This window comes from Streptomyces sp. SPB162 (assembly GCF_029504575.1).
Lineage (GTDB): Bacteria > Actinomycetota > Actinomycetes > Streptomycetales > Streptomycetaceae > Actinacidiphila.
Genome location: NZ_JAQFII010000001.1, coordinates 1,142,286 through 1,163,923, shown reverse-complemented (window position 1 = coordinate 1,163,923; position 21,638 = coordinate 1,142,286). Strand labels below are relative to the sequence as shown.

Here is a 21,638-nt window from a genome sequence, read left to right as displayed (position 1 = left end):
CGGGCCGGGCGGCCCGCCGCGGCTATCAGCGACCAGGTGGCGCAGCCGACGAGCACGGCGACGCCGAGCGCGTCGGTCCTGCTGCCCTGGACCCGTACGTCCGGGCTGTCCCGGCCGTCCGCACGCATCGCTCCTGACGCCCCGCCGGTCGCCGTTCTCATCCCCCGGTACCCCCTGACGCCACCCGGACGCGACGGGGTGCCGTCGCCGTCGGGTCCCCGCGTGGGCGCTGTCCCGGTCACCGTAACGGCTCAGGCGGTGAGTTGTGGATATGTAGTGCAGGAACGAAGCACCACTTGGTAGCCCTGGTGCTGGTGTGGCGAACGACGGGCTGTCGATACCCTCGGAGCATGCCGATCCCCGAGTTCATCCGCACGATCCGTGCCAAGGCGGGCAACACGCTGCTGTTCATGCCGGGCGTCGTCATGGTGGTCTTCGACGACCACGGCCGGGTGCTGCTGAACCGCCGTTCGGACTCCGGGCAGTGGGCGCTGATCGCCGGCATCCCCGAGCCGGGGGAGCAGCCCGCCGCGGCCGCGGTGCGGGAGATCCAGGAGGAGACCGCGGTGGACGCCGTGGTCGAGCGGATCCTCGGCGTGTTCACCAACCAGGTGATCGAGTACCCCAACGGCCATCTCGCGCAGTACATGGACGTGGTGCTGTTGTGCCACGCCGTCGGCGGCACGGCACAGGTCAACGACGACGAGTCGCTCGACGTCGGCTGGTTCGCCGTCGACGCGCTGCCGGAACTGGCGCCGCTGCACCGCGAGCGCGTCGCGCTCGCCCTCAAGGACGAGGCGGCGGCCTGGTTCGTGCCGGCGCCTGACCCCGGGGACCGCTGAGCACCCATGGCGCCCGGCCACACCTGCCGGCGGCGAAGTGTGGGCGCGGCCGACATCGGTCGGCGGGCGATCGCTGTCTAGCCTGCCCAGCATGACGCTGATCTCGCCCTCGCCCGCGGACCTCGGTGGCCGCACCGCACTCGTCACCGGGGCCGCCGGAGGCATCGGCCGGGCCTGCGCCCTGCGGCTGGCCGCCGCCGGGGCCAAGGTGCGGGCCGTCGACCGCGATGCCGAAGGGCTCGCCGCGCTGGACGAGGAGGCCGCGGGCCGGCCAGGCTCCGTGGAGACCCTGCTGCTGGACCTGACCGACCTCGACGCCGCCGAGCAGGCGGCGGCCGGCACCGACATCCTGGTCAACAACGCCGGGCTGCAACTCGTCCGCCCCATCGAGGACTTCCCGCCCGACGTCTTCTCCACCGTCCTGCGCGTCATGCTGGAGGCCCCCTTCCGGCTGATCCGGGGTGCGCTGCCGCACATGTACGGGCAGGGCTGGGGCCGCATCGTCAACATCTCGTCGGTGCACGGGCTGCGGGCCTCGCCGTTCAAGTCCGCGTACGTCTCCGCCAAGCACGGTCTCGAAGGGCTGTCCAAGACCGCCGCCCTGGAAGGCGCGCCGCACGGCGTGACCTCCAACTGCCTGTGCCCCGGCTATGTGCGCACCCCGCTCGTGGAGCGGCAGATCGCCGACCAGGCCGCCGCGCACGGCATCCCGGCGGAGCGGGTGGTGACCGAGATCCTGCTGGCGGACTCGGCCGTCAAACGGCTGGTGGAGCCGGCGGAGGTCGCGGAACTGGCCGCCTACCTCTGCACGGAACCGGCCTCCTTCATCACGGGCGCGTCCCTGACCATGGACGGCGGATGGACCGCTCACTGACCACCGCTGGCGCCGGGGGCGGCCGGGCCGGTATGCCTGTGCCCATGAATGGCGATCACCCGGCAGTCGACGAACCGTCCGAGGCTCCGTACCTGCGGCTCCTCGCCCGGGCCGCGCCCGCCGAGGAGTACGAGCGCCCGGTGCTGCTCGCCCGCGCCGACGGCGCGCCCGGTTCCCGGCTGGCGGAGCTCGAACGCGCCAAACGGCTGGCCCTGCGGGTCCGGGACGAGCTGGAGGGGCGCCGCCGCCGCGAGGCGGAGCTGTCGGCGCTCTTCGCGACCGCGGGCGACCTGGCGGGGCTGCGCGACCTGGACTCCGTGCTGCAGGCCATCGTGCAGCGGGCCCGCTCGCTGCTGGGCACCGACGTCGCCTACCTCACCCTCAACGACCCCCGGGCCGGGGACACCTACATGCGGGTGACGGAGGGCTCGGTCTCCGCCCGCTTCCAGAGCCTGCGGCTCGCGATGGGCGCCGGGCTCGGCGGGCTCGTCGCCCAGACCGCCATGCCGTACGTCACCGAGAGCTACTTCGACGACGAGCGGTTCCGGCACACTCACACCATCGACTCCGGGGTCCGCGACGAGGGCCTGGTCGCGATCCTCGGCGTGCCGCTCGCCCTGGGCAGCGGGGTCATCGGAGTGCTCTTCGCCGCCGACCGGCGGATCAGGGTCTTCGAACGCGAGCAGATCGCCCTGCTCGCCTCGCTGGCCTCACTGGCCGCCGTGGCCATCGACACCGCCAACCTGCTGGAGGAGACCCGCTCGGCGCTCGACGGCCTGAGCGCCGCCAACGACACCATCCGCACCCACAGCGCCGTCCTGGAACGGGCCTCCGAGGTCCACGACCGGCTGACCGAGCTGGTGCTGCGCGGCGGCGGGGTCGACGACGTGGCCGCCGCCGTCGCCGAGGTCCTCTCCGGAACGGTGCAGGTCACCGGTACCGGCACCGGCGGCGAGCCGGTGCCCGCCGCGCTCGCGGCCGCCGTCGCCCGCTCCCGGGCCGACGGCCACGCGGTGCGCGAGAAGGACACCTGGACGGCGGCCGTCACCGCCGGCGGCGAACTCCTCGGCGCCCTCGTCCTGCGCGGCCACCCCGGACTCGACCCCGTCGACCAGCGCACCCTGGAGCGCGCCGCCATGGTCACCGCGCTGCTGCTGCTCGCCCGGCGCACCGCCGGCGAGGCCGAGCAGCGCTTCCGGGGCGAGTTGCTGGACGACCTGCTGGACGCGCCGCACCGCGATCCCCGGCTGCTGCGCGAACGCGCCGGCCGGCTCCGCGCCGACCTCGACGTACCGCACGTCGTGCTCGCCGCACGGCCGGCCGACGACGCCACCGTCGACCGTCAGCGCCTGTGGTCCGCGGCCTCGCACCTCGCCGCGACCCGGCACGGGCTGGCCGCGGCCCGGGACGGCGGCACCGTGTTGCTGCTGCCGCTGGAGGACGGCGTCGACGCGTCCCGCACCGCCCGCCGGCTGGCCGCGCAACTGGGCGCGGCCGTCGGCGCCGAGGTCACCGTCGGCGCGTCCGGCCGCGTGCCCGCCCCGGCCGCGCACCCCGAGGCGGTCGCCGCGGGGTACGCCGAGGCGCAGCGCTGCGTGGACGCGCTGCGGGTGCTCGGCCGCGGCGGCGAGGGCGCCGCCGCCGAGGACTTCGGCTTCCTGGGCCTGCTGCTGGCCGACTCCCGCGACGTCGGCGGCTTCGTCCGGCGGACCATCGGCGCGGTCATCGACTACGACGGCCGGCGCGGCACCGACCTGGTCCGTACCCTCGACGCCTACTTCGCGAGCGGGATGAGCCCCGCCAGGACCAAGGACGAGCTGCACGTCCACGTCAACACCGTCGCGCAGCGCCTGGAGCGCGTCGCCCACCTGCTCGGGCCCGACTGGCAGCTCCCGGAGCGCACCCTCGAACTCCAACTGGCCCTGCGCCTGCACCGGCTGGGCGGCGCGGGCTGAGACGCGGCCGGTCCGTGACCGTCCCGGCCGCGGACCGGCCCTCCGTCAGCGCGGGGCGGACGCGGCGGTCACCGCGGGCGCCGGGCCCGCGGTCCGCTCCCGCTCCGGCTCCACCGCGGCGAGGTCCCGGCCGCGGGTCTCCTTGGCGAGCAGGACGGCGACCAGGGTGACGACCGCGGCGCAGACCACGTACAGGGAGATCGGGGTGGAACTGCCGTAGTCCTTCAGCAGCGCGGTCGCGATGAGCGGTGCGGGGGCGCCGGCCGCGACCGAGGCGAACTGGGCGCCGATGGAGGCTCCGGAGTACCGCATGCGGGTGGAGAACATCTCCGAGAAGAAGGCCGCCTGAGGGGCGTACATCGCGCCGTGGAAGATCAGTCCGACGGTGATCGCGAGTACCAGCGATCCGAAGTTCTCGTGGTCGATGAGCATGAAGAACGGGAACGCCCACAGCCCCACCCCGGCCGCGCCCAGCAGGTACACCGGCTTGCGGCCGATGCGGTCGGACAGCGCGCCCCAGGCCGGGATCACCGCGAAGTGCACAGCGGATCCGATGAGGACGGCGTTGAGCGCGGTCTGTTTGCCGAGCCCCGCGTGGGTGGTCGCGTAGACCAGGACGAACGCGGTGATGACGTAGTAGCTGATGTTCTCGGCCATCCGGGCGCCCATCGCGACCAGCACATCGCGCCAGTGGTCACGGAACACGGCGACCAGCGGCATCCGCTCCACCGGGTCCTCGGACGTCCTTGCCGCGGCCTTGGCCAGCGCCGCCTTGAAGACCGGCGACTCGTCGACCGACAGCCGCACCCACAGGCCCACCATGACCAGCAGGCCGGAGAGCAGGAACGGTATCCGCCAGCCCCAGGCCAGGAACGCCGAGTCCGACAGGAGCGCGGTCAGCGCGGAGAGCACCCCCGTCGCCAGCAGCTGCCCGGCGGGCGCCCCGGTCTGCGGCCCCCACGAGGCCCAGAACCCGCGGCGCTTCGCGTCCCCGTGCTCCGACACCAGCAGCACGGCCCCGCCCCACTCGCCTCCGAGTGCGAAGCCCTGCACCAGCCGCAGCGCGGTCAGCAGCACCGGTGCGGCGGAGCCGACGGCGGCGTGGGTCGGCAGCAGGCCGATGCAGAAGGTCGCGCCGCCCATCATCAGCAAGCTGATGACCAGCAGCTTCTTACGCCCGAGCCGGTCGCCGAAGTGCCCGAACACCAGCGCGCCGACCGGCCGGGCGGCGAAGCCGATCGCGTAGGTCAGGAACGACAGCAACGTGCCGACCAGCGGATCGGAGCCCGGGAAGAACAGCTTGTTGAACACCAGGGCGGCGGCGGAGCCGTAGAGGAAGAAGTCGTACCACTCGATGGTGGTCCCGATGAGGCTGGCGGCGACGATGCGCTTGAGGTTGTTCGGGGCTGGTGGAGGGGTTGCGGGCGACGACATCGGCACCACTTCCTGGGGTGTGACGGGGACGTTTGCGTGTCGCCACACCGTAGGAATCCGCAGGTCAGGCGCACATGTGGCGGGGCAACATAGTTCGAGGGTTCGCTATGCATGCGGCCACCATGCCAGCTCGTGGAAAGGCGGTTCAGGGGATCGATGGTGGTCGAGATGAGTGTCGTCTGGGATGCGTAGTTCAGGGTGATTTGACGGTGTGGTGCTGACTCCCGTGCTGGTTTGGTGCTGACTAAAAGCCCACGTCATCACCCGTCTTCACCTGTCCCGTGCTGACTTGGTGCTGACTACGCTCCGTGAACTCGGACATCTTGGGGCTGATCGGCTCAGGGTCGTCGCGCGGTAGGCGACCTGACTGATAGGCCGACCCGGCTTTGCCGCTCGGCTCTGCGGGCACGGACAAAGCGCTGCGCCTGGGTGTGGTGCGCGTTCGTGCCAGCAGATTCTTCGTCTGCTGGTGGTACACGCTCACCGCCGCCTCTGACCTGCGGCAAAGGATGGAATCGTCTGCTGCTGAGCCGCGTTGGTCCGCACCTGGTCCGGATCTTGGTCGTGGTGTTGGCGTGCGAGTCCGCCTTACGACATGCCACATGGCGTAGAAGCCGTCCACGGGCGTCCAGTTGGTTCACGGTGAGCGTGTAAGTCAAGGTCAGGACCTTGTGGCAAGAGTACGTCCGCGGGGTTGGTGACCCGCTCGTGGCTCGTGAGGATCCCGTCGGCTTGCTCCGTGCGGGGGGTCCTGCGTAGATGGGGTCTGATAGGACGACGCCCCGCCGGCTTGCTGCGGCGGATGTCGTCGTGGAGTTGGTCATGTCGGAATAGGGCTCGCACTGGAGGCTGCACGCCACAGGGGAATTCCTCCGCGGCCAACACGGTCGTAGCTCTTCGATCCCGACACGTGGAACGCCTGGGCGGCGTCGTCGACGCTCGCGGTCCTATTCCAGGTGGCGCGGATGTGCTAGGGGCTGAACGGGCCGTGATGCGTTTCGCTACCCTGGCTGGGCGTTCCTGTCAACAGTGCCCTTCCGGTTCGATTGCTTCCCGGGAAGCGAGGAAGCGGGGAGGTGCGGTGGACTGCAACAGTCCAAGGAATCACCGGTCTCGGTGACTAGCAATTGGACGGTTTCCCTGCTCCGATTATTATGAGGATCGGGCGAAAGCCCAACCAGCATTGCTGGTTGGGGCACCCGCGTCTGCCTCGCCAGCGAGGTGATGGTCAACGCGGTTGGCGGTAGGGCGCTCGCCGGACTTGGGCCGAGACCTCGCGCATGTCGCGCCTATGCCCCTGTTGGAGGCCAAAGCGGCCTGTGGGGAGGTCCTCGGTTCGATTGCTTCAACGGGGGCAGGGAAGGGTTGACAACGGCTGACCCGGTTGAGCCCTTTGGTCGTCGGGACGCAGTGGAAAAGGAAGGAGAATGTCCCGCGGAGCGAACTAGGATCATCTGTCATGGGTGTATACGCGAACCGGAATCGGACGGATACGGCGCCGAAGCGGGCGGCCGAGCCACAGGCCGAGTTCTTCGAGAGGGTCGCCGGTCCGTTTTGGGACCAGGTTCGGGATGTGATCAACGAATGGTGGTTGCGCTTCCCTGGCCAGGCTCAACCCGGCCTGCTCAGCCGGCTGGGGGATCGAAACTCCGACACGAATGTCTACTCTGCGCTGTGGGAGTTGTATCTGCACGAGATGTTGCGCGGTTCCGGTTGCAGCGTGGAGGTTGAGCGGCAAACGGGAACAGGTGGCTATAGGCCCGACTTCCTGGTTACTCGCGGCAACGAGCAGTTCGTCGTCGAGGCGATCTGGAAGGCTCAGAAGCGCGAAGCTGGGTCCTACTCGCTTCCACCGCAGTTGAGCGATGCCATCGATCGCTTGCCGAGTCCGAACTTCTTCGTATCGTGCGAACTCCGCAGCGCGGGTACGGCAACGCCGCCGCAGAGACGGCTGAAGTCCGAGCTGACGCGATGGCTGGCAAGCTTGGACCCCGATCAGGTCATCGCCGACCATGAGCGCAAGGTGCCGCTTCCCCGTCACTCTTGGCAAGAGGCTGGCTGGTGCCTCACGTTTCAAGCGATCCCCCGCAGCCCAGGCAAACGTGGCAATCCCTCTTGCAGGACAATCGGCGTCTACTCCTCGGCATGGGCGGTCGAGGACGGATCGGAGCGAGTGCTCCACGCCGTCACACACAAGGGCGGGAAGTACGGTGACCTGGAGCTGCCATTCATCGTGGCGGTAGGCCATGCAGCCGACTTCCCCGAAGATGAGGACATCGAGAGAGCGCTGTACGGGAGTACCGTCGAGTACGCCTACGAAAGCGGATCGACCTTCAGCCGAAAGCCCGATGGCTACTGGACTGCCACCTACGACCATGCCCACAGCCGTGTCAGCGGCGTGCTCGTCGTGAACAACCCAGCACCCTGGACCTGGACGAAAAACACTCCCGTTCTCTGGCAAAGCCCGGACCCCGCCTCGCTTCCTCCCCCCACCTTCCCTACCTGGGCAACCGCGCAACTGGCTGGGATCCAGGTCGAGCGTCGGTCCGCGATTCGCTCCGTCCACACCGCTCTCGGTCTGCCGGAACGCTGGCCGACCGGCGACCCCTTCCCCCGGAGTGACCCAAGGTGACGTCAGCGGCACCTTCAGTATCGACAGCGGCACCCCCGGTGAGATCGCCTCATGCGCACGCAGCGTTCGGTGCGCGCCTCTGCGTGGACTGGGGAGGCCGCTCGACCGGATTCGGGGAGCATCCGTCGTGCACCGGGTGGACGCCCTGATCGGCCAGCCGACGCTGTGCCGCATGCGCACGAAGTCGTCTGCGTCCGCGGGCCGATGGCTGGGAGGCGGATGTGGCTTGCGGACGGGTATTCGCCCGCCGGGCCGCGCTTTAGACTGCGACCGCTCCGAAATCTGATGGTGTGCAGGATGAACCGAGCTGTCGTGACCGCATTGACGGCAGCAGCATTGGTCGTGTCCGGGGGCAGCGCTGCGGCGCGAACCAACAGCGGATCAACTCCCCCCCCCGTGCCCTATGAGCCAGCAGCGCGGGGCACCGAAGCTGGCTGGGCGTGCTTCATGTGAGGGCCACGGTGCCCAGGCGCGCGCGCGTGAGTGCCACGTAGAGGGCCCGATGGTCTGCCTGCGTTGGATCGAGGCCGAGCTTCAGGGCCGAAGCGTCTGAGCTGCTCAGCTTAATTGCCACTGTGTTCCACTCTCGGCCTTTGGACTGGTGGCATGTCAGTCCAGGCACGAGTTGGTCATCTTCGAGCCGCAGCTGTAGACGGTTCAGTGCGAGGAGAGGTTTGCGTGCGTACCGTTGTGCAGCAAGCGCCGGAATGAGATCGGCCAGGCTGTCTGCGAGGCTCTCCCATACTTGCCGAGGCCGAGCGCCGTCCTTCAGATGAAAGATGGCAGTCTGCAGGCAGGGGTGGAGAGTTGTCACTAGATCCTCTTTTTCCAGTCCCAGCGTGGCCAAGGCGTCGTGCAGAAACACTGCCTGCAACCCGAGCGCGCGCTGGGTGATCTCGTTGAGGAGCAGTGTGCATATCGCTTCCTGGGCTTGCCCTACGCCAGGCCTGATCGCCAGGGGGAGTACGTGTGGGTCCGCCTCCCAGAGTGTCTTCCATTTATGCGCAATGACCACATCTGCGTCCTGAGCGAAACCTGGCGGCAGTTCCACTGGCATCCGCTGGCGCAGCTGCCTCGTGAGTGACGCCTGCCTGTCGCTTCCCCACCGGAATGATTCGTCCAGATGATGTGTGGTGAAGCCGTTCTCGCTGATGTAGGTGGTCATCGCTGCGGGACGTGCGCCTCTGAACTGGTAGAGGGCTTGCCAGGGGTCTCCGACCAGGGTGAGTGATCTGCATCCTGACGCGGCGAGCGACAAGATGTCCCTGTCCAGGTCGTTAGCGTCGAACACCTCGTCCACTGTCAGTGAACGCACGGTGCTCTCCAAATATGAGGTGAGGGTTTCCCTTCCCACGCGGGTTGCCAGGGCTCCTTGCAGAGCTTCCCGGACGTTATCGTGTGTGCACCTGCCCGCGGAGACCGCTGTCATGAAGTCCGTGACCGAGGGGTGGCTCGCGGACTGAGACTCGTTGATGGTTCTGATGACGACCTGTCCGCTGTCGACTCTCAGAACGGGTCTTATGCGCCCGGGTTTCCCGGGGAGGGCCGTTCGCCAGGTATCCAGGACCTCAAGGTCGGTGTGTCCTCCCGGCCATTGAAGGACACCCTTTTGAAGGAGATGGAAGAGAAGGTCGCATAGCAGGGTGTCCAGGGTGACGATGCGGTGTGGCCAGGTCACTGATGACAGGCCCCAGTGCCGGATGACGCGGGCCCGGAGCTCCTCGGTGGCTGAGCGTGTGAAGCTGACAGCTACGACGGCCCGTCTGTCGGTGGTGCCAGCAAAGCGGTGCAGTCCGAAGCGGAAGGCCGACACCGTGGTCTTTCCCGAGCCCGGCTCGGCTTCCACGTACACGCGGCCGTGCGGACTGCCGCTGGCCATGAGCTGTCGTGGCGTCAGGGCGTTGACTCCCGCCCTCGGCTTAAGCATTGCTCTGTGCTCCCGGCCATTGCCCGGGTACCTGCACTCGTGTGGGCCATCCTCCAGGATCGCGCCGTACCGCGTGATCCTCCTGAGCTGCCCCGAGTTTCGTAGAGTCCGGTGATCTTGTTTCAGGCGGACTGCGGGTTGGCTTCCTGTTGTCGCCACCACTCGCGTTCGTACTCGGCAGGCGGTACGTAGTCGAGGGCGGAGTGGAGCCGTTCCTCGTTGTACCAGGTGACCCATTGGAAGATCGCCCGCTCCACCTGGTCAACGTCCCGCCACGGTCCTTGCATCTCGATCAGCTCGGCCTTGAAGGTGCCGTTCAGGGCCTCGGCCATCGCGTTGTCGTAGCTGTCCGCGACCGAGCCGACCGAGGCTGAAGCCCCGATCTCGGACAGCCTCTCGGTATACCGAATTGATACGTATTGCGACCCGCGGTCGCTGTGATGAATGAGACCGGAGTCCTTCTTGATCCGGCGTCTCCACAACGCCATCTCCAGTGCGTCCAACGGCAGTTCGGTCCGCATGTGATTCGCGACCTGCCAGCCGACAATCATCCGCGAGTACACGTCCAGGACGAACGCCACGTATGCCCAGCCGGACCAGGTGCGCACATACGTCATGTCCGCCACCCACAGCTGATCCGGCCGCGAGGCTGTGAAGTCGCGGTCGACCAGGTCTGGCGGCCTGGGTGCCGACGGCTCCGGCACAGTGGTCCGCCGCCGCTGACCGCGGATGACGCCCTCCAGGCCCAGCTCGTCCATCAGCCGCTCGACGGTGCAGCGGGCCACCTGCACACCCTTGCGCTTGAGCGCGCGGGTGATCCGGCGAACGCCGTAGGTGCCGCCGGACTCGGCATGAACCTGTTCGATCAGCGGCATGACCTGCTCGTCGCGCAGCCGGCGTGCCGACTTCGGCCGCTTCTTGCGCGCGTAGTACGCCGACTCCGACAGCCCCAGCACCCGGCAGGCGAACCCGACCCCGAGGCCCTTGTTCCTGAGATGCTCGATCACCTCGTCGGCCTCGTCCGGGGACGGTCGAGTTCGGCCGCAAAAAACGCGCTCGCGGCTTTGAGGATCTCGTTTGCCCGCCTCAACTCCGCGTTTTCCCGGCGAAGTTGCCTCAGTTCTTCCTGTTCGGCGGTGGTCAGCCGGTCGTCGCGTTCACCGGTGTCCGCCTCGGCTTGGCGGACCCAGCCACGCAGGGCCTCCTTGTGGATGCCCAGGTCCTTCGCGACATGCGCGATCGGACGGCCGGAGGTGCGGACCTCGCGGACGGCCCGCTCGCGGAGCTCGTCCGGGTACTTACGTGGTGCTGGCACAGCTCGTGGTTCTCCTTCGAGCCAGGATCATAAGCCTGGCTTCATGGACTCCACGAAACGGGGTGCAGCTCATCCTGCGTCGGACGGGCGAGGAGCAGATCATCCCAGCCCATTGCCTCCTCGGCATCGCCGATTGCCGGCTCGGGCTCTTCCTTCACCGGTTCGGGTTCGTGGTCCTGCCAGAAAGCCGATTCTTCGAGCTCGGGCCACTCGATATCCTCTGGCATTTCATCCCAGATGCTGTCCGGAGCAAGCCAGTTGGGCGGTTCCGTGACGCCCTCGTCGATCGCGAAATCTGTAGCAACAGACTCTGGGGCAGCTGGGTAGAGGAAGTCGAAGAGGTTCCTGAGGTGGTCGGGCACGCGGACGGATGTGAGTCCGCCAGCCAACTGGCGATCGGTATCCGTGGCGTCGCGCAACAGGGCGGCGAGCGTCAGGGCGAACTCAGCCTTTCGCCGGGCGCCTCGCCCTTCCTTGAGGCTTTCCTCACCGTCCTTGCCCGCCCGCCGGCTCCCGAAGTAGGCGCGGACAGCCTCGACGGTGACTTCGGCCAGCGGGTGCTCCGGGTCGACAGCTTGCTGGGCGGCTGCGATGAGATGCTCATTGCCCGGGGTGATGGCCGGCTCCAGCGTGGGGTGGCTGATGAAGGCTTGGACGATCGCTGGATCGTGCTCGGCAAGCCACTTGGGCGAGTCCCGTGCACTGTCGAAGGGCGTGTCGCTGTCGCTGTCACGGAGGACGGCCAGCTTCGTGCACAGCTCTGCCCCGGAGGTAGCCAGGAGACGGACAGCCCACTGACCGACCTTGGTGCCCATAGGTACGATGCTCAGGGCATCAATGAAGGCTTGCTTCGTGTCATCGTCGGCAGCCCAGGCCCGGCCGAACTCGCGTACCACGGCGCCTTCTGTCACCCCCTCCACCAGGAGCAGCCGTTCAGCGAAGAGCGCTGATGAACGGCTGGCGTCGAGGTGCAGTCTGGTCATGCGCAGCGTGGCCTCGCGATGCTGGCGAGGGACGACGTCTTTCACACACCGGCTGATGCTTCCCTGGTGTGTGCGGCGTACGACCACGAGTTCCTCCGGGTCGCAGGCGGTGATGACGTCGGTCGCATGACTGGAGAGGATCACTTGCAGTTCAGGTCGCGACTTGACGGTCCTGCGCAGGTAGCGGACCAGCGAGTGCTGCAACTGGGGGTGGAGGTGCGCTTCGGGCTCTTCGATGACGAGCGTTGCATGGAAGGGGGCCGTGGAGAAGAAGGAGTCTTCCTCCGCTGCTGCCTCGGCCTGTGCTTGGACCTGGTTCTCGGACGCCTGCCGGGCCTGCTCCTCCTCAGAGAGAACCTCTCCGTCTCCGCGCCCCCCGGACGGGTCCGGAATGGTGACGGGAACTTCCGTAGAATCGGGTATCGCTGCCAACATCACCGCGATATGAAGCAGGTTCACATACCCCAGCCCGGAGACCTCCAGAGGACGGGCCTCGGAGCGGCCTTCGACGACGGCGAGCATGACCTCCAGGACACGCGCAAGGTACGTGTCGTCGATGACTTGGCCTCGGATGTATGGCCACTGAGGACTTACTCCGGCGGAGAGCCTGCCCAGATGTTCGCCGATTCGCGCTTCCACGGCGTCGATCAGACTGTCTTTGGCAAGGTCCTCCAGCAGCCGGGAGGCGCGGGCTCGTAGAGCCACCAGGTTGCGGCTGCCGTGGAGTTCCTGCTGGCGCGCCCGTAGCAACTCGACCAGGATGCGTGCCTCGCGTCGGGCCAGTTCGTCCAGCGGGTGCCGCCAAGCGGGCAGGTATATCAGTTTGAAGTTGTCCAGCTTCGGGGCAAGCCCGTGGTTGATGTCCAGCCGGGAGGTGACGCTTCCCAGCTGTGGCTGCAGTGAGACTCTCCAGGATTCAGCGTCTCCGCCGAGACGCCGGTGGCCAGTGGTGTGAAGCTCGCGGCCAAGCCGCCCTTCCGCTTCGAGGTCTTCTCCCAGCGCGTAGGTGATGCCGATGCTGCGCTCCACGCCGGTATCAGGGGGTGCCAGTACGGCTGATGTCGGTCTTGGAAGCACGGGAAACCGGCTTCCAGGGTGCGCGAGATAGAGCGCGTCCGTGAGCGTCGTCTTGCCGGCGCCGTTGGCGCCGATCAGCACACTGAACCTGCCGGGAAGGTCGCACGTCATGAGAGTCTCTGCGCTCGCGCGCAGACCGCTCACCGCAACTCGGCTCAGATGCACGACAGATCCCCCGATCCGCTCGGCCTTGTGGACATCATCGCTCAGTGACAGGCACGCACGGGCCTCTTTTGATCGTTGGGGAAAACATCCTTCCGTGTCGCGCTGAACCACTCCGGGATCGGTGGAGGCTCTGATGTGCCCCCGACCTAAGGGCTCGCAGAGAATCGACATGGTGGTTCGATCCGATCCACAAGTCATACATCCTGCACTGGTCGACATGGCGCCGACGACGCCAGCACCAAGCCAGCATCAGCCACCGCAAACGACGCGGACACAGCCCCTGAACTGCCCAGCAATCGGAACAAACGCCGTTTAGGCGGGGTGACGAGGCTATTCGGGGCTGCCTTCGTCTGTAGTGGTCTCGTCGTCGATCAGCCCGTAGGGAGGGCGGTCCTCGTTGCGGCTGTACCGGACCACGACGTTCTCTTCCACGAGCGCGGGCGGACTGTTGTCGACGATGATCACCTGGGCACCCGCCCCTTGTTCAGTCAGCCAGCTGGTCAGGTGGCGGTAGAAGTCGTCGATGGCGATCGCGTCTGCGATTACCGCGTCCCGGGTACCGCCGTGGCCCAGGTTCTTCTGCGGGCTGTCGATCATGAGGAAGCCGGGGTGGGCGGCCGATGTTTCGACGGCCACCTCGAAGACGGCCAGCTGCCAGGCCAGGGTCAGGAGTGTCCGGGCGCCGGATGACGCCTCGCGGTAGGAGTCGCCGCGTACGTGAGGAACCAGATTCGTGTCGATCATCGGCTGGCTGAGTTTCGGGTAGCGCCACTGCCGCAGGAGTTCGCTGTACCGGCCGCTGATTCGGCCGACGACCAGGTCCCGGTCCTGTGCGGCATCTCCCAGCCGGTCGCGTTCCTCCCGCAGTCGTTCGATCTGTGTCTCCTGCCGTTCGACGAGCGCGGCGCGCTTCTCCAGGCCAGCCTGAAGCTTCGTGGCGTTCTCGGCGTGCTGGAGATGCCGGAGGACTTCTTCGCGTCGGCGCTGGAGGCTGTCGCGAGCGGCGAGGAACGGGGTGACGGTGGGCGAAGTGGCTTCGTCGACCGCGGCTGCGGCACGTTCTTCGTCGATGGCGGCGTTTTCTGCCTGGAGCTTCAACGTGGCGAGCGAGCTGTCCAGGCCCTCAACGTAGGCAGTGATCTCCTTCAAACGGGCCTTGGTGGCTCTGATCTCCGCCGCGACATCCAGCCGTCCTTCATCCGACGCGTGCTCGGCTGTGGCGGTGCCGAGCGTCAGGTGCCTGTCGTCGTGGGGCAGCTCGTGGCTGCACAGACTGCACGAGCCGTTCTCCACCGACGGGGGAGCGGGCAGCCGATTCAGGCACGCCGGGCAGGTCGTGACGCTGAGGGGATCGAACAGGCGCTGCGCTTCGGCCAGCATGTTGAGCTTGACGAGGTCGTCCGCGTACTGCGCCCGCAGCGGCATCATCCGGGTGAGTTGCGTCTCGCAGTCACGTACCACGCCAGCGGCTCGCCGGGCGCGCTGGGCCGCTTGCTGGTGCTCGCGGCGCAGACGCCCGGCGAAGGTGGTGCCGGCTTGCGCTGCCTCGTCGAGGGCCCGTAGCTGCTCGGTCAGCTCCCGCAGCTCGCCTTCGTATTGCTCAGCGATCAGCGCGCCGACCGTGGGAACGTCCTGCTCGTCGACGAACGCCCGTGCTGCGGCGAGTTCGGAGCGTGCCTGGGTGAGTCGGGCGCCCAGTTCCTTGATGCGTTGCCCAAGCTCGACGGCGCGGTCGTCGTGAACGCCGAAGACGACGTCGACCACCTGCTTCAGCTTGTGTTTCTTCATGTACTCGTTCTCGAACAGGAAGTTCTTGGAGGCGATGCGCTCGTTGGGCAGGAACGCGAGGTTCATGAGGTCGCGGATGCTCAGGGGGTCGGTCCGGGACTCACGGCTGGAGGGGGCCTCCCGCAGCTGAACGCCTTCGAGCTTGCAGTGCCCCAGCAGCAGAGCGGAAAGGCTCTCGGGCGCTCCCGCCGGCTCGATGGTCCTGCTCTCAGGTTTGGAGAGCGGCGGGCTGTCCAGCGTCCCACGGCGTACGTAGGCGACCTTCGATGGTTCCCCGACGGGCCGCTCGATGACGTGCGGTTCCCCGGACAGCTCGACTTCCAGAAGGCAGGAACGGACCTTCCGCAGCACCTCAGGATGCCGTGGATGGCGCTTCCCTCCGAGGCCGTAGGCGATGAACTCCAACACCGCGGTCTTGCCCGAGCTGAATGCCCCGGCCACCACGGACAGGCCCCGCACCCGCTGGTCCTGCGTGAAATCGACGTCATAGTTCCGGCTGACGCCAGCAAGGCGCAGGCGCCGGATCCGGATGCCAGGCAGCGGCTGCATGGTGGTCATCCTTCCCAGGGCATGTCAGGTGCCTGCGGTCCTAGTCCCAGCACGCTGAGGAGCGCGGCACCAGGGCCGCCCTCGCCATCCGGCCGCAGCCACCGTGCGGTCTGTTCCCGCAGCGCCTTGTCGCTGAGCTTGCGGAGGCGACGCACGACGATGGACGCCGCAGTGGTGAACGACGCGGCGTAGGTGGCGGTGAAGCGAGCCCCGAGTTCCCGACCGCGGTTGTTGATCGAATAGGCGAAGGCGCCGTTGCGGTTGTGGACCTCGCAACACCCGTAAGCCACGAGCAGTCCGAGGTCGTGCTGGATGCGCTCGCGTCGACTGGTGAAGCGCTGTGAGGAGGACGCGTACGAGAGCACCTGCGGATCGAAGCCGGCCAGCCTGAGCATGTTGCCCTCCCGGCCGTCGGAATCGACGACGAGGAAGGGGTTCGCCGACAGGAAGTCGTAGTAGCCGAGGCGCTCCAGGCTCGCCCCCTTGGCGTCCTGTCTGGCGACGGCGTCGAGAAGAAGCAGCAGCTGCGCCAGGCGGAAGGTCACCTCGTCCTCCGGCATCATCACCGGCCGGTGTGCTTCCACAGCGAACTCCTCGTAGGTCTGGCAGGACAGGCGACGGCGGTCAGCCGTCGGAGTGCTCGGCGGCGATCTGCCGCCAGTGTTTGACCCAGCCCGCCTTGCGGTTGTCCACGAGCCGGTGGACCAGCCCCCAGCTGTGCACCAGCTCGAGGCGGAGCGACTTCGGCAGTTTGTCGTGCTCGTTGCGTACATCCCGCCAGACACGGGTGTGGAGAACCCGAAGCGCGTCCTCGGCCGCGCATTCGTTGAACTGCATCTCCCATAGACCGTGGAGCGTCGCATCGGCGGAACTGAGCGCCGCCACCTCCGCCGGAACGTCCTTGTGCGCGATCTCGCGAGCCACCAGATCGGCATTGAAGAACTGCCTCTTGGCCGAGTCCAGCTCCACGTGGCCGGCCTCGGTCATCTGCCGAATGAACAAGGCGGAGCCAAGGGTGGCTGCCTTGTCGTCCTCGACTTCGTGTACCAGCCGAAGCTGTTCCCCGGGGGCGGGGGTGGGGGCGGCCTGAGCGTACGTCTCGTAGAAGCCGCGACGCACGTCGTCGCCCTCGGGGCTAAGCAGCTTCTTCCGGAGGGCGGTCTCGTCCCAGAGCTGTATGACGAGGTTGTGTTCCTTCTCCCTCGCCTTCGTCCACGTGTCCCACCATGCCGTCATGGGGCCGTCCATGCTGGATGGGATGCACAGAATCCAGCTGGCGATGGTGTGGCCGTTCGTGACGGCTGCCTTCAGCACGTTGTCGAGCGAGTCTTTGACCTGCTGTATGTGCTTCTTGGTGGTGACCGGCATGAAGTACTTGGACTGCCACACTGTGATCGCTCCGCCGAGGTTCCCGGCGAAAGCGTCGATACCCCAGTCGCCCGGGTTGGCAGCGACGGATCGTACGTTTGGGGTCGTCGCGGCGGCAAGCTGAGCGATCATCGTTTCAAAGTCGTCGCGAGCTCCGCCGGGGCTTCCTCCGCGGACTGCGTGCACGTCGAAGCTGATTGGCTGGACACCCGTCGGCACGGCTATCGAGTCAGGCACAACCCACCCCCTCGGCGGCTGCACACAGGATGTTCCCCAGGCGTCACACACCGTATCGAGGAGCCTATACAAAGTTCACTCTTCTGATCAAGAAGTGGAACGCACCGGCATCTCAAATACAGTCCACCGCGCAGCACGGCAATCGCGCGAAACCTGCGGGCCACGGTGCAGGCGTGTGCAGGTCGTCTTGGCGAGAGGGCTGCATCCCGCTCGCGCTCTACCGAACCATCCGTCCGTAGTCGTGCAGTGGTCAAACGCCGCCGTTGCGTGCGGCAGCCGGACTGCGGCCGGCCCGTGCAGGCGTGTATGCGGGGTGCTATCGGGTTGCTCGCGCGACGCGGCCGGTGTACGCGACCGTCGTGGTTGGCGGGCCGGCACGGGTGGTGGGCGCCGGTCGCGGTTGCGGCGTCGGGACCGTTCCGGTGGCGTGCTGCCAGCGGGTGCGGACGGCGCCGATGTCGGCGAGGGAACGGCGGGCGCCGACGACGAGCTGGAACGGCGTGTTCGCCGTGTCGCCGGCGTACGCCTCGATGCGTCGGCCGGTGTGATCGGCGGTGGCCAGCAGGGAGCGTTGCAGTGCGCGCTCGCCCCAGTGCTCCACGGAACCGGCCGGTTCGGCCAGCAGGTGGAGCACCTCGCCCGGTTCGCTTCCGTCGTCGAGCAGGCCGCGCTGTTGGGCCTCCCACAGGACGGTGACTGGGTCGACGGGCTCGCGGCGGCGGGCCAGGGCGGTCAGGCACTGCCACAGGCCGGCGTGCAAGGGCAGGGTGAGGTCGTCGGGTAGTAGCCACCGGGCGGATTCGATGTCGGCAGGGTTGGCGGTGGCGGTCGCGAGCAGCATCTGCTCCTCCTCGACCGCCTCCATGTAGTCGGGCGCGACTGGCGGCGATGGTGCCGCGGTGCGGGGCAGCACGCCTGCGCGCGGTGGGAATCTGGCTGCGATGTCGTCCACGACCGCGGCGAGCGCGTCGGCCTCGGCGAGCACCGCCTGCACGGCGTGCGGGAGGGAGTCATCGTGGACGGTCTGGACGAGGCGTTCGGCGGCTGTCTGCAGACGGCGACGGGCATGTTCGGCCTCGACCATCCGTAAGCCGGTGCGTGACGGGGCCATGGACAGACCTGGACGAGGGTGTGCAGGTACGAGGCGGTCAGCCCGCGCGCCTGCTCCTGACCCGTGGCGAGCACGCGGACGAGCCAATTGGCGTTCTTCGCGTGCTCGGCCGGGTCGGGCGGAGGCAGTGTGCTGATTGCGGCGAACAGGGCGGCGTGCGCGGCGGTAGAGAAGGAGTCAGCGGCGATGCCGGTCACGTCGCCGAGACGGTGCGGCTCGAGAAGGAGTGCGCCGAGGAGGGCCTGCTCGACGTGGAACACCGGCTGGGGTGGTGTTGCGTCGAAGCCGTCTTCGTCAGGTTCGGGGGCGTGGGGCATCAGGCGGCGAGAGTGAAGTCGTCGGGGGTGAGGGCGAGGCCGAGGTGCGGGGCGAGAAGGTGGCCGGCGAGCAACGGCGGTACGGCGTTGCCGATCTGCGAGAACTGCTGGCCCTTGTTACCGGCCCAGGGGTAGTCGGCCGGGAAGGTCTGCAGGAGGCCGGCCTCGCGCGCTGTGATCCGGATCGGCTCCAGCACCGTTGGCGCATCCGTGTTCTCGATCCCAGCCGAGGCCGGTGCGGCGACCCGGGTGCACTCGTTCGCGCGGTGCCCGAAGAACAGCGTGCCAGCTGGCTCGGACAGCGGACGGACTGTGGCGTTGGTCTGGTTGTTGCTGCGCAGGGACCAGGACCAGCGGTGGGCCTCGGCGGTGAACGTCGGCGCAGGAGCGTCGGCGGCCCGGTTCTCGCGTGTGCCGTGCCGGGCCGCCCAACCAGCGCCTTCGCGACGGGACTGCAGGACCACCCCGTCCGGTCGGGGCATCCAGGTGCCGCGATCCCGGGCGTCGGACAGCGTCTTGCGGGAGCCCGACGGGAACGGTTCCGGCCCGCCGCCGGGTCCACCACCCGCGCAGACGGTGGGGACGGGCCGGTCGGTCGCGCCCCATCCCAGGGCCTCGGCCATGCTGACCCAGCGGGCGCGACCCGGACCGAACAGCGATTCGGGCTCGGCGACGTGGGAGTGCGTGGGTGTGGGAGGTTGCGCTGTCTGCACCCGGGAGGCAAGGAGGATCGCCCGTTTCCTGGTCTGCGGAACGCCGAAGTCGGCGGCGTTGAGGATCCCGTACCAGGCCGAGAATCCCCAGCCACGCAGGACGGCCGCGTACTGCTTCCACAAGGGCAGGACGCCCGGGACCTCCTCCATGGCGACCCAGTCGGGTTCTCCGACCGTGTTCAGGGCATGCAGGTAGCGCATCGGCTCGGCCGCGAGCAGGGAACGCTCGTCACGGCATGCGGCGAGGAGGCGCTCGCGAGTGTCGCGTCCGGCGGCCAGGTCCTCGACCGCCGCGTGCACCAGCGGCTGGTCCACCAGGCCGAGGCGTTTGCCGGCCATGCTCCATGCCTGGCACGGAGGGGAAGCGATCATTCCGCGGGTGCGGCCGATGAAGGGCCAGGTCGGATACCTTGCCACGTCGGTGCGGATGGTCAACTGCCCAGCCGCGGCCCGGGTCTTGCACGCCCACTCGTCCCATTCCAGCCCGATGTCGCGCACGCCGAGGACGTGCAGCGCCCTGCTCCAGCCGCCCGGCCCCGCGAAGAGGTCGAGTATCACGTGGCCAGCCCGAAGTCGTCCTGCGTCGGCGCGTGCTTCGCCACGGCGCGGGCGGTGATCGCTTGCGACGCGCGGGCGGACGCCGCGGACAGTTCCTCCGCGCCGGGCTCCCGGTACCACGGCCGGAGGTCGAGCATGGCGGCGCGCATGCCGGTGGCGAAGCAGAGCGCGGTGCCCTTGGGCAGAGCGCGGATCGCGTCGGCAGGCAGGATCCGTTCCTGCCGCATCGACACTGACGTGCTCTTGCCGGACTCCGAGTGCGAGGTGGACGTGGTCTGCACGTCGTGGTCGCCGATCAGGCGGCTGAGCTTGTCGGCGAAGTCGGGGTCGTCGATGCCGCTGCCGATCACCTTGACGGTCGAGGCGGACCACATGGCGTCCATACCCGTGTCTCCCCAGACCTTCTGGCCCTGACGGTAGGACTGCAGGATCGTGATCGGGATGATCCCGCGGCTGCCGAGGTGAGAGTACAGATCTGGCAAGTCGCTGATCTTGCACACGTTGGCGGCCTCGTCGAGGATCGCCAGCATGGGCGGATCCAGGCGCCCGCCAGCACGTTCGGCCTGGGCGGTCGCGGCCCGCATCACCGAATCTGCGCACGCGGCGATCAACGCCGAGGCTCCGCCGCCGCCGTCCTTGCTGAGCAGGAACAGCGTGTCGGTGGACCTGACGAACTGCTCCGGCCGAAATTCCGGGACATCCTTCTGCGGGGTGACCCACGCGGCGATTTCCACGTTCAGGAGGGCGGAGGCGTACTGCCGGGCGGTCTCGTAGATGCCGTCCCTCGTTTCCGGGGGCCCCTCGACGGTGCCCTTGAGCTGCGCGGCGACGGCGGCGACGTCGTGGTCGCGCAGGATGTCCAGCGGAGTGCGGTCGGCGGGGAAGGCGAGCCACTGCATGATGTCGGTGATGGGCCGCTCGTCGAGCGCTGCCGCCAGGAGAAGCTGGGAGAGGATGTTGCTGCCGGCCTTCGACCAGAAGTCGCCCTGCTGGGAGGCGTCCACCGAGGCGGCGAGGAAGTGTCCGGCGAGCCGGTTCGCCCCGTCCAGGGTTTTCGCGCTGGCGAGGGGGTTCCACCACATCTCGCGGGCGGCGTGCGCGATCTGCTGCGGGTCCATGGTCCACACCGTCCCCGCCTGGGCCCTTGCCTCGTACGTGGTGGTGAAGGCGTCGCCGGCGGCCTTGTTCGACGTCAGCAGGACCGGGCCCGGCGCGCCGAGCATGGAGGGGATGGCGAGCGAGGTGGTCTTACCGGAACGGGGCGCCATGATCGCGACGGCGACGTCCTCGAACCCCATCCGTACCTCGTGGCGGCTGTCCTGCAGGTTGCCGAGGAGGATGCCGGTGTCCTTCGCGTCGATGTGCTTGCTGTCCTTCAAGCTGGGGCGCAGGGAGCGGGCTTTGTCGGTGACCGCCTTGGCCATCAGTGGCTCGATGTCCCGGGCCTTGGCCATGTCGGTGATCTTCGTCTTCTTGCCGCTGCTCCGGTTTTTGTGGCGAGCCCATAGGAAGCCCGCCCCCGCCCCGAGGGCGAGGAGAAGGAGAACGGGGACGATGCGGGCGCCGATCAGCAGGGACGTTTCTCCTGCGCCGGACCAGACCTGCTCGGGGTGGAGCAGGGCGTTGGTCGGCTGGTAGGGGGCCCAGTTGGTGCCGGTGAGGTAGGCGGTGATGTTGCCGGACAGCCAGGCCAGGTGGGACAGGGGGACGACGACGGCGAGCCCGCCGAGGAGGAGGCGCAGGACGAGGTCGTATCCGTCGGTGTTGCTGCTGGGGGAGGAAGAGGGCAAGGG

At 68.1% G+C, this 21,638-nt stretch carries 13 protein-coding genes and 1 pseudogene; 4 read left to right on the top strand and 10 right to left on the bottom strand.

Translation table 11 applies throughout. The annotated features are described in order from the left end of the window. Positions 1-350: 350 nt before the first annotated feature. The 3 genes from M2266_RS05360 to M2266_RS05350 all read left to right on the top strand — a co-directional run bounded on the left by M2266_RS05360 (position 351) and on the right by M2266_RS05350 (position 3,671). Positions 351-842 (top strand): NUDIX domain-containing protein, encoded by a 492-nt coding sequence (locus M2266_RS05360; protein ID WP_277437087.1) that lies wholly within the window; start codon positions 351-353, stop codon positions 840-842. Positions 843-933: 91 nt separating this feature from the next. Further along, positions 934-1,716, top strand: a complete 783-nt coding sequence (locus M2266_RS05355; RefSeq protein WP_277437086.1) for a 3-hydroxybutyrate dehydrogenase — start codon at positions 934-936, stop codon at positions 1,714-1,716. 44 nt (positions 1,717-1,760) lie between these two features. Then, complete coding sequence (locus M2266_RS05350) at positions 1,761-3,671, top strand: helix-turn-helix domain-containing protein (RefSeq protein WP_277437085.1); 1,911 nt, start codon at positions 1,761-1,763, stop codon at positions 3,669-3,671. Between the two features lie 45 nt (positions 3,672-3,716). On the opposite strand, the gene M2266_RS05345 is transcribed toward M2266_RS05350, so the two are convergent. Then, on the bottom strand, positions 3,717-5,105 hold the full coding sequence (locus tag M2266_RS05345; RefSeq protein ID WP_277437084.1) for an MFS transporter: 1,389 nt from the start codon (positions 5,103-5,105) through the stop codon (positions 3,717-3,719). A gap of 1,459 nt (positions 5,106-6,564) precedes the next feature. On the opposite strand from M2266_RS05345, the gene M2266_RS05340 reads away from it, so the two are divergent. Further along, complete coding sequence (locus M2266_RS05340) at positions 6,565-7,737, top strand: hypothetical protein (RefSeq protein WP_277437083.1); 1,173 nt, start codon at positions 6,565-6,567, stop codon at positions 7,735-7,737. Positions 7,738-8,182: 445 nt separating this feature from the next. On the opposite strand, the gene M2266_RS05335 is transcribed toward M2266_RS05340, so the two are convergent. The 9 genes and pseudogenes from M2266_RS05335 to M2266_RS05295 all read right to left on the bottom strand — a co-directional run bounded on the left by M2266_RS05335 (position 8,183) and on the right by M2266_RS05295 (position 21,635). Then, positions 8,183-9,664 carry a UvrD-helicase domain-containing protein gene (locus tag M2266_RS05335; RefSeq protein WP_277437082.1) on the bottom strand — a complete coding sequence of 494 codons (1,482 nt, stop codon included), beginning with the start codon at positions 9,662-9,664 and terminating at the stop codon, positions 8,183-8,185. A gap of 122 nt (positions 9,665-9,786) precedes the next feature. Continuing rightward, positions 9,787-10,979 (bottom strand): IS3 family transposase gene (locus tag M2266_RS05330; RefSeq protein WP_277437081.1). Its coding sequence is split into 2 segments (ribosomal slippage): positions 9,787-10,709 and positions 10,709-10,979, totalling 1,194 coding nucleotides; the frame shifts between segments, so codons are not numbered across the junction. A 41-nt stretch (positions 10,980-11,020) separates the two neighbouring features. Then, positions 11,021-13,315 carry an AAA family ATPase gene (locus tag M2266_RS05325; RefSeq protein WP_277437080.1) on the bottom strand — a complete coding sequence of 765 codons (2,295 nt, stop codon included), beginning with the start codon at positions 13,313-13,315 and terminating at the stop codon, positions 11,021-11,023. A 219-nt stretch (positions 13,316-13,534) separates the two neighbouring features. Further along, a complete protein-coding gene (locus M2266_RS05320; protein WP_277437079.1) occupies positions 13,535-15,550 on the bottom strand; it encodes a DNA recombination protein RecN in 2,016 nt (671 codons plus the stop codon). Continuing rightward, positions 15,547-16,125 (bottom strand): ABC-three component system middle component 2, encoded by a 579-nt coding sequence (locus M2266_RS05315; RefSeq protein ID WP_277437078.1) that lies wholly within the window; start codon positions 16,123-16,125, stop codon positions 15,547-15,549. The genes M2266_RS05320 and M2266_RS05315 overlap by 4 nt, the downstream gene beginning before the upstream one ends. 40 nt (positions 16,126-16,165) lie before the next feature. Continuing rightward, on the bottom strand, positions 16,166-17,146 hold the full coding sequence (locus M2266_RS05310; protein ID WP_277437077.1) for a serine/threonine protein kinase: 981 nt from the start codon (positions 17,144-17,146) through the stop codon (positions 16,166-16,168). 316 nt (positions 17,147-17,462) lie between these two features. After that, positions 17,463-18,574 (bottom strand): annotated as a pseudogene (locus tag M2266_RS05305) (DnaB-like helicase N-terminal domain-containing protein). Next, complete coding sequence (locus M2266_RS05300) at positions 18,574-19,845, bottom strand: DNA cytosine methyltransferase (RefSeq protein ID WP_277437076.1); 1,272 nt, start codon at positions 19,843-19,845, stop codon at positions 18,574-18,576. Before M2266_RS05300 ends, M2266_RS05305 begins: the two are co-directional and overlap by 1 nt. Next, positions 19,842-21,635 carry a type IV secretory system conjugative DNA transfer family protein gene (locus M2266_RS05295; protein ID WP_277437075.1) on the bottom strand — a complete coding sequence of 598 codons (1,794 nt, stop codon included), beginning with the start codon at positions 21,633-21,635 and terminating at the stop codon, positions 19,842-19,844. The genes M2266_RS05300 and M2266_RS05295 overlap by 4 nt, the downstream gene beginning before the upstream one ends. Positions 21,636-21,638 lie beyond the last annotated feature (3 nt).

Excerpts from the sequence above, each read along its gene's own strand:
- M2266_RS05335 (WP_277437082.1), bottom strand. The coding sequence starts at position 9,664 with ATGCTTAAGCCGAGGGCGGGAGTCAACGCCCTGACGCCACGACAGCTC.
- M2266_RS05320 (WP_277437079.1), bottom strand. The coding sequence starts at position 15,550 with ATGACCACCATGCAGCCGCTGCCTGGCATCCGGATCCGGCGCCTGCGC.
- M2266_RS05360 (WP_277437087.1), top strand. The coding sequence starts at position 351 with ATGCCGATCCCCGAGTTCATCCGCACGATCCGTGCCAAGGCGGGCAAC.
- M2266_RS05340 (WP_277437083.1), top strand. The coding sequence starts at position 6,565 with ATGGGTGTATACGCGAACCGGAATCGGACGGATACGGCGCCGAAGCGG.
- M2266_RS05355 (WP_277437086.1), top strand. The coding sequence starts at position 934 with ATGACGCTGATCTCGCCCTCGCCCGCGGACCTCGGTGGCCGCACCGCA.
- M2266_RS05345 (WP_277437084.1), bottom strand. The coding sequence starts at position 5,105 with ATGTCGTCGCCCGCAACCCCTCCACCAGCCCCGAACAACCTCAAGCGC.
- M2266_RS05350 (WP_277437085.1), top strand. The coding sequence starts at position 1,761 with ATGAATGGCGATCACCCGGCAGTCGACGAACCGTCCGAGGCTCCGTAC.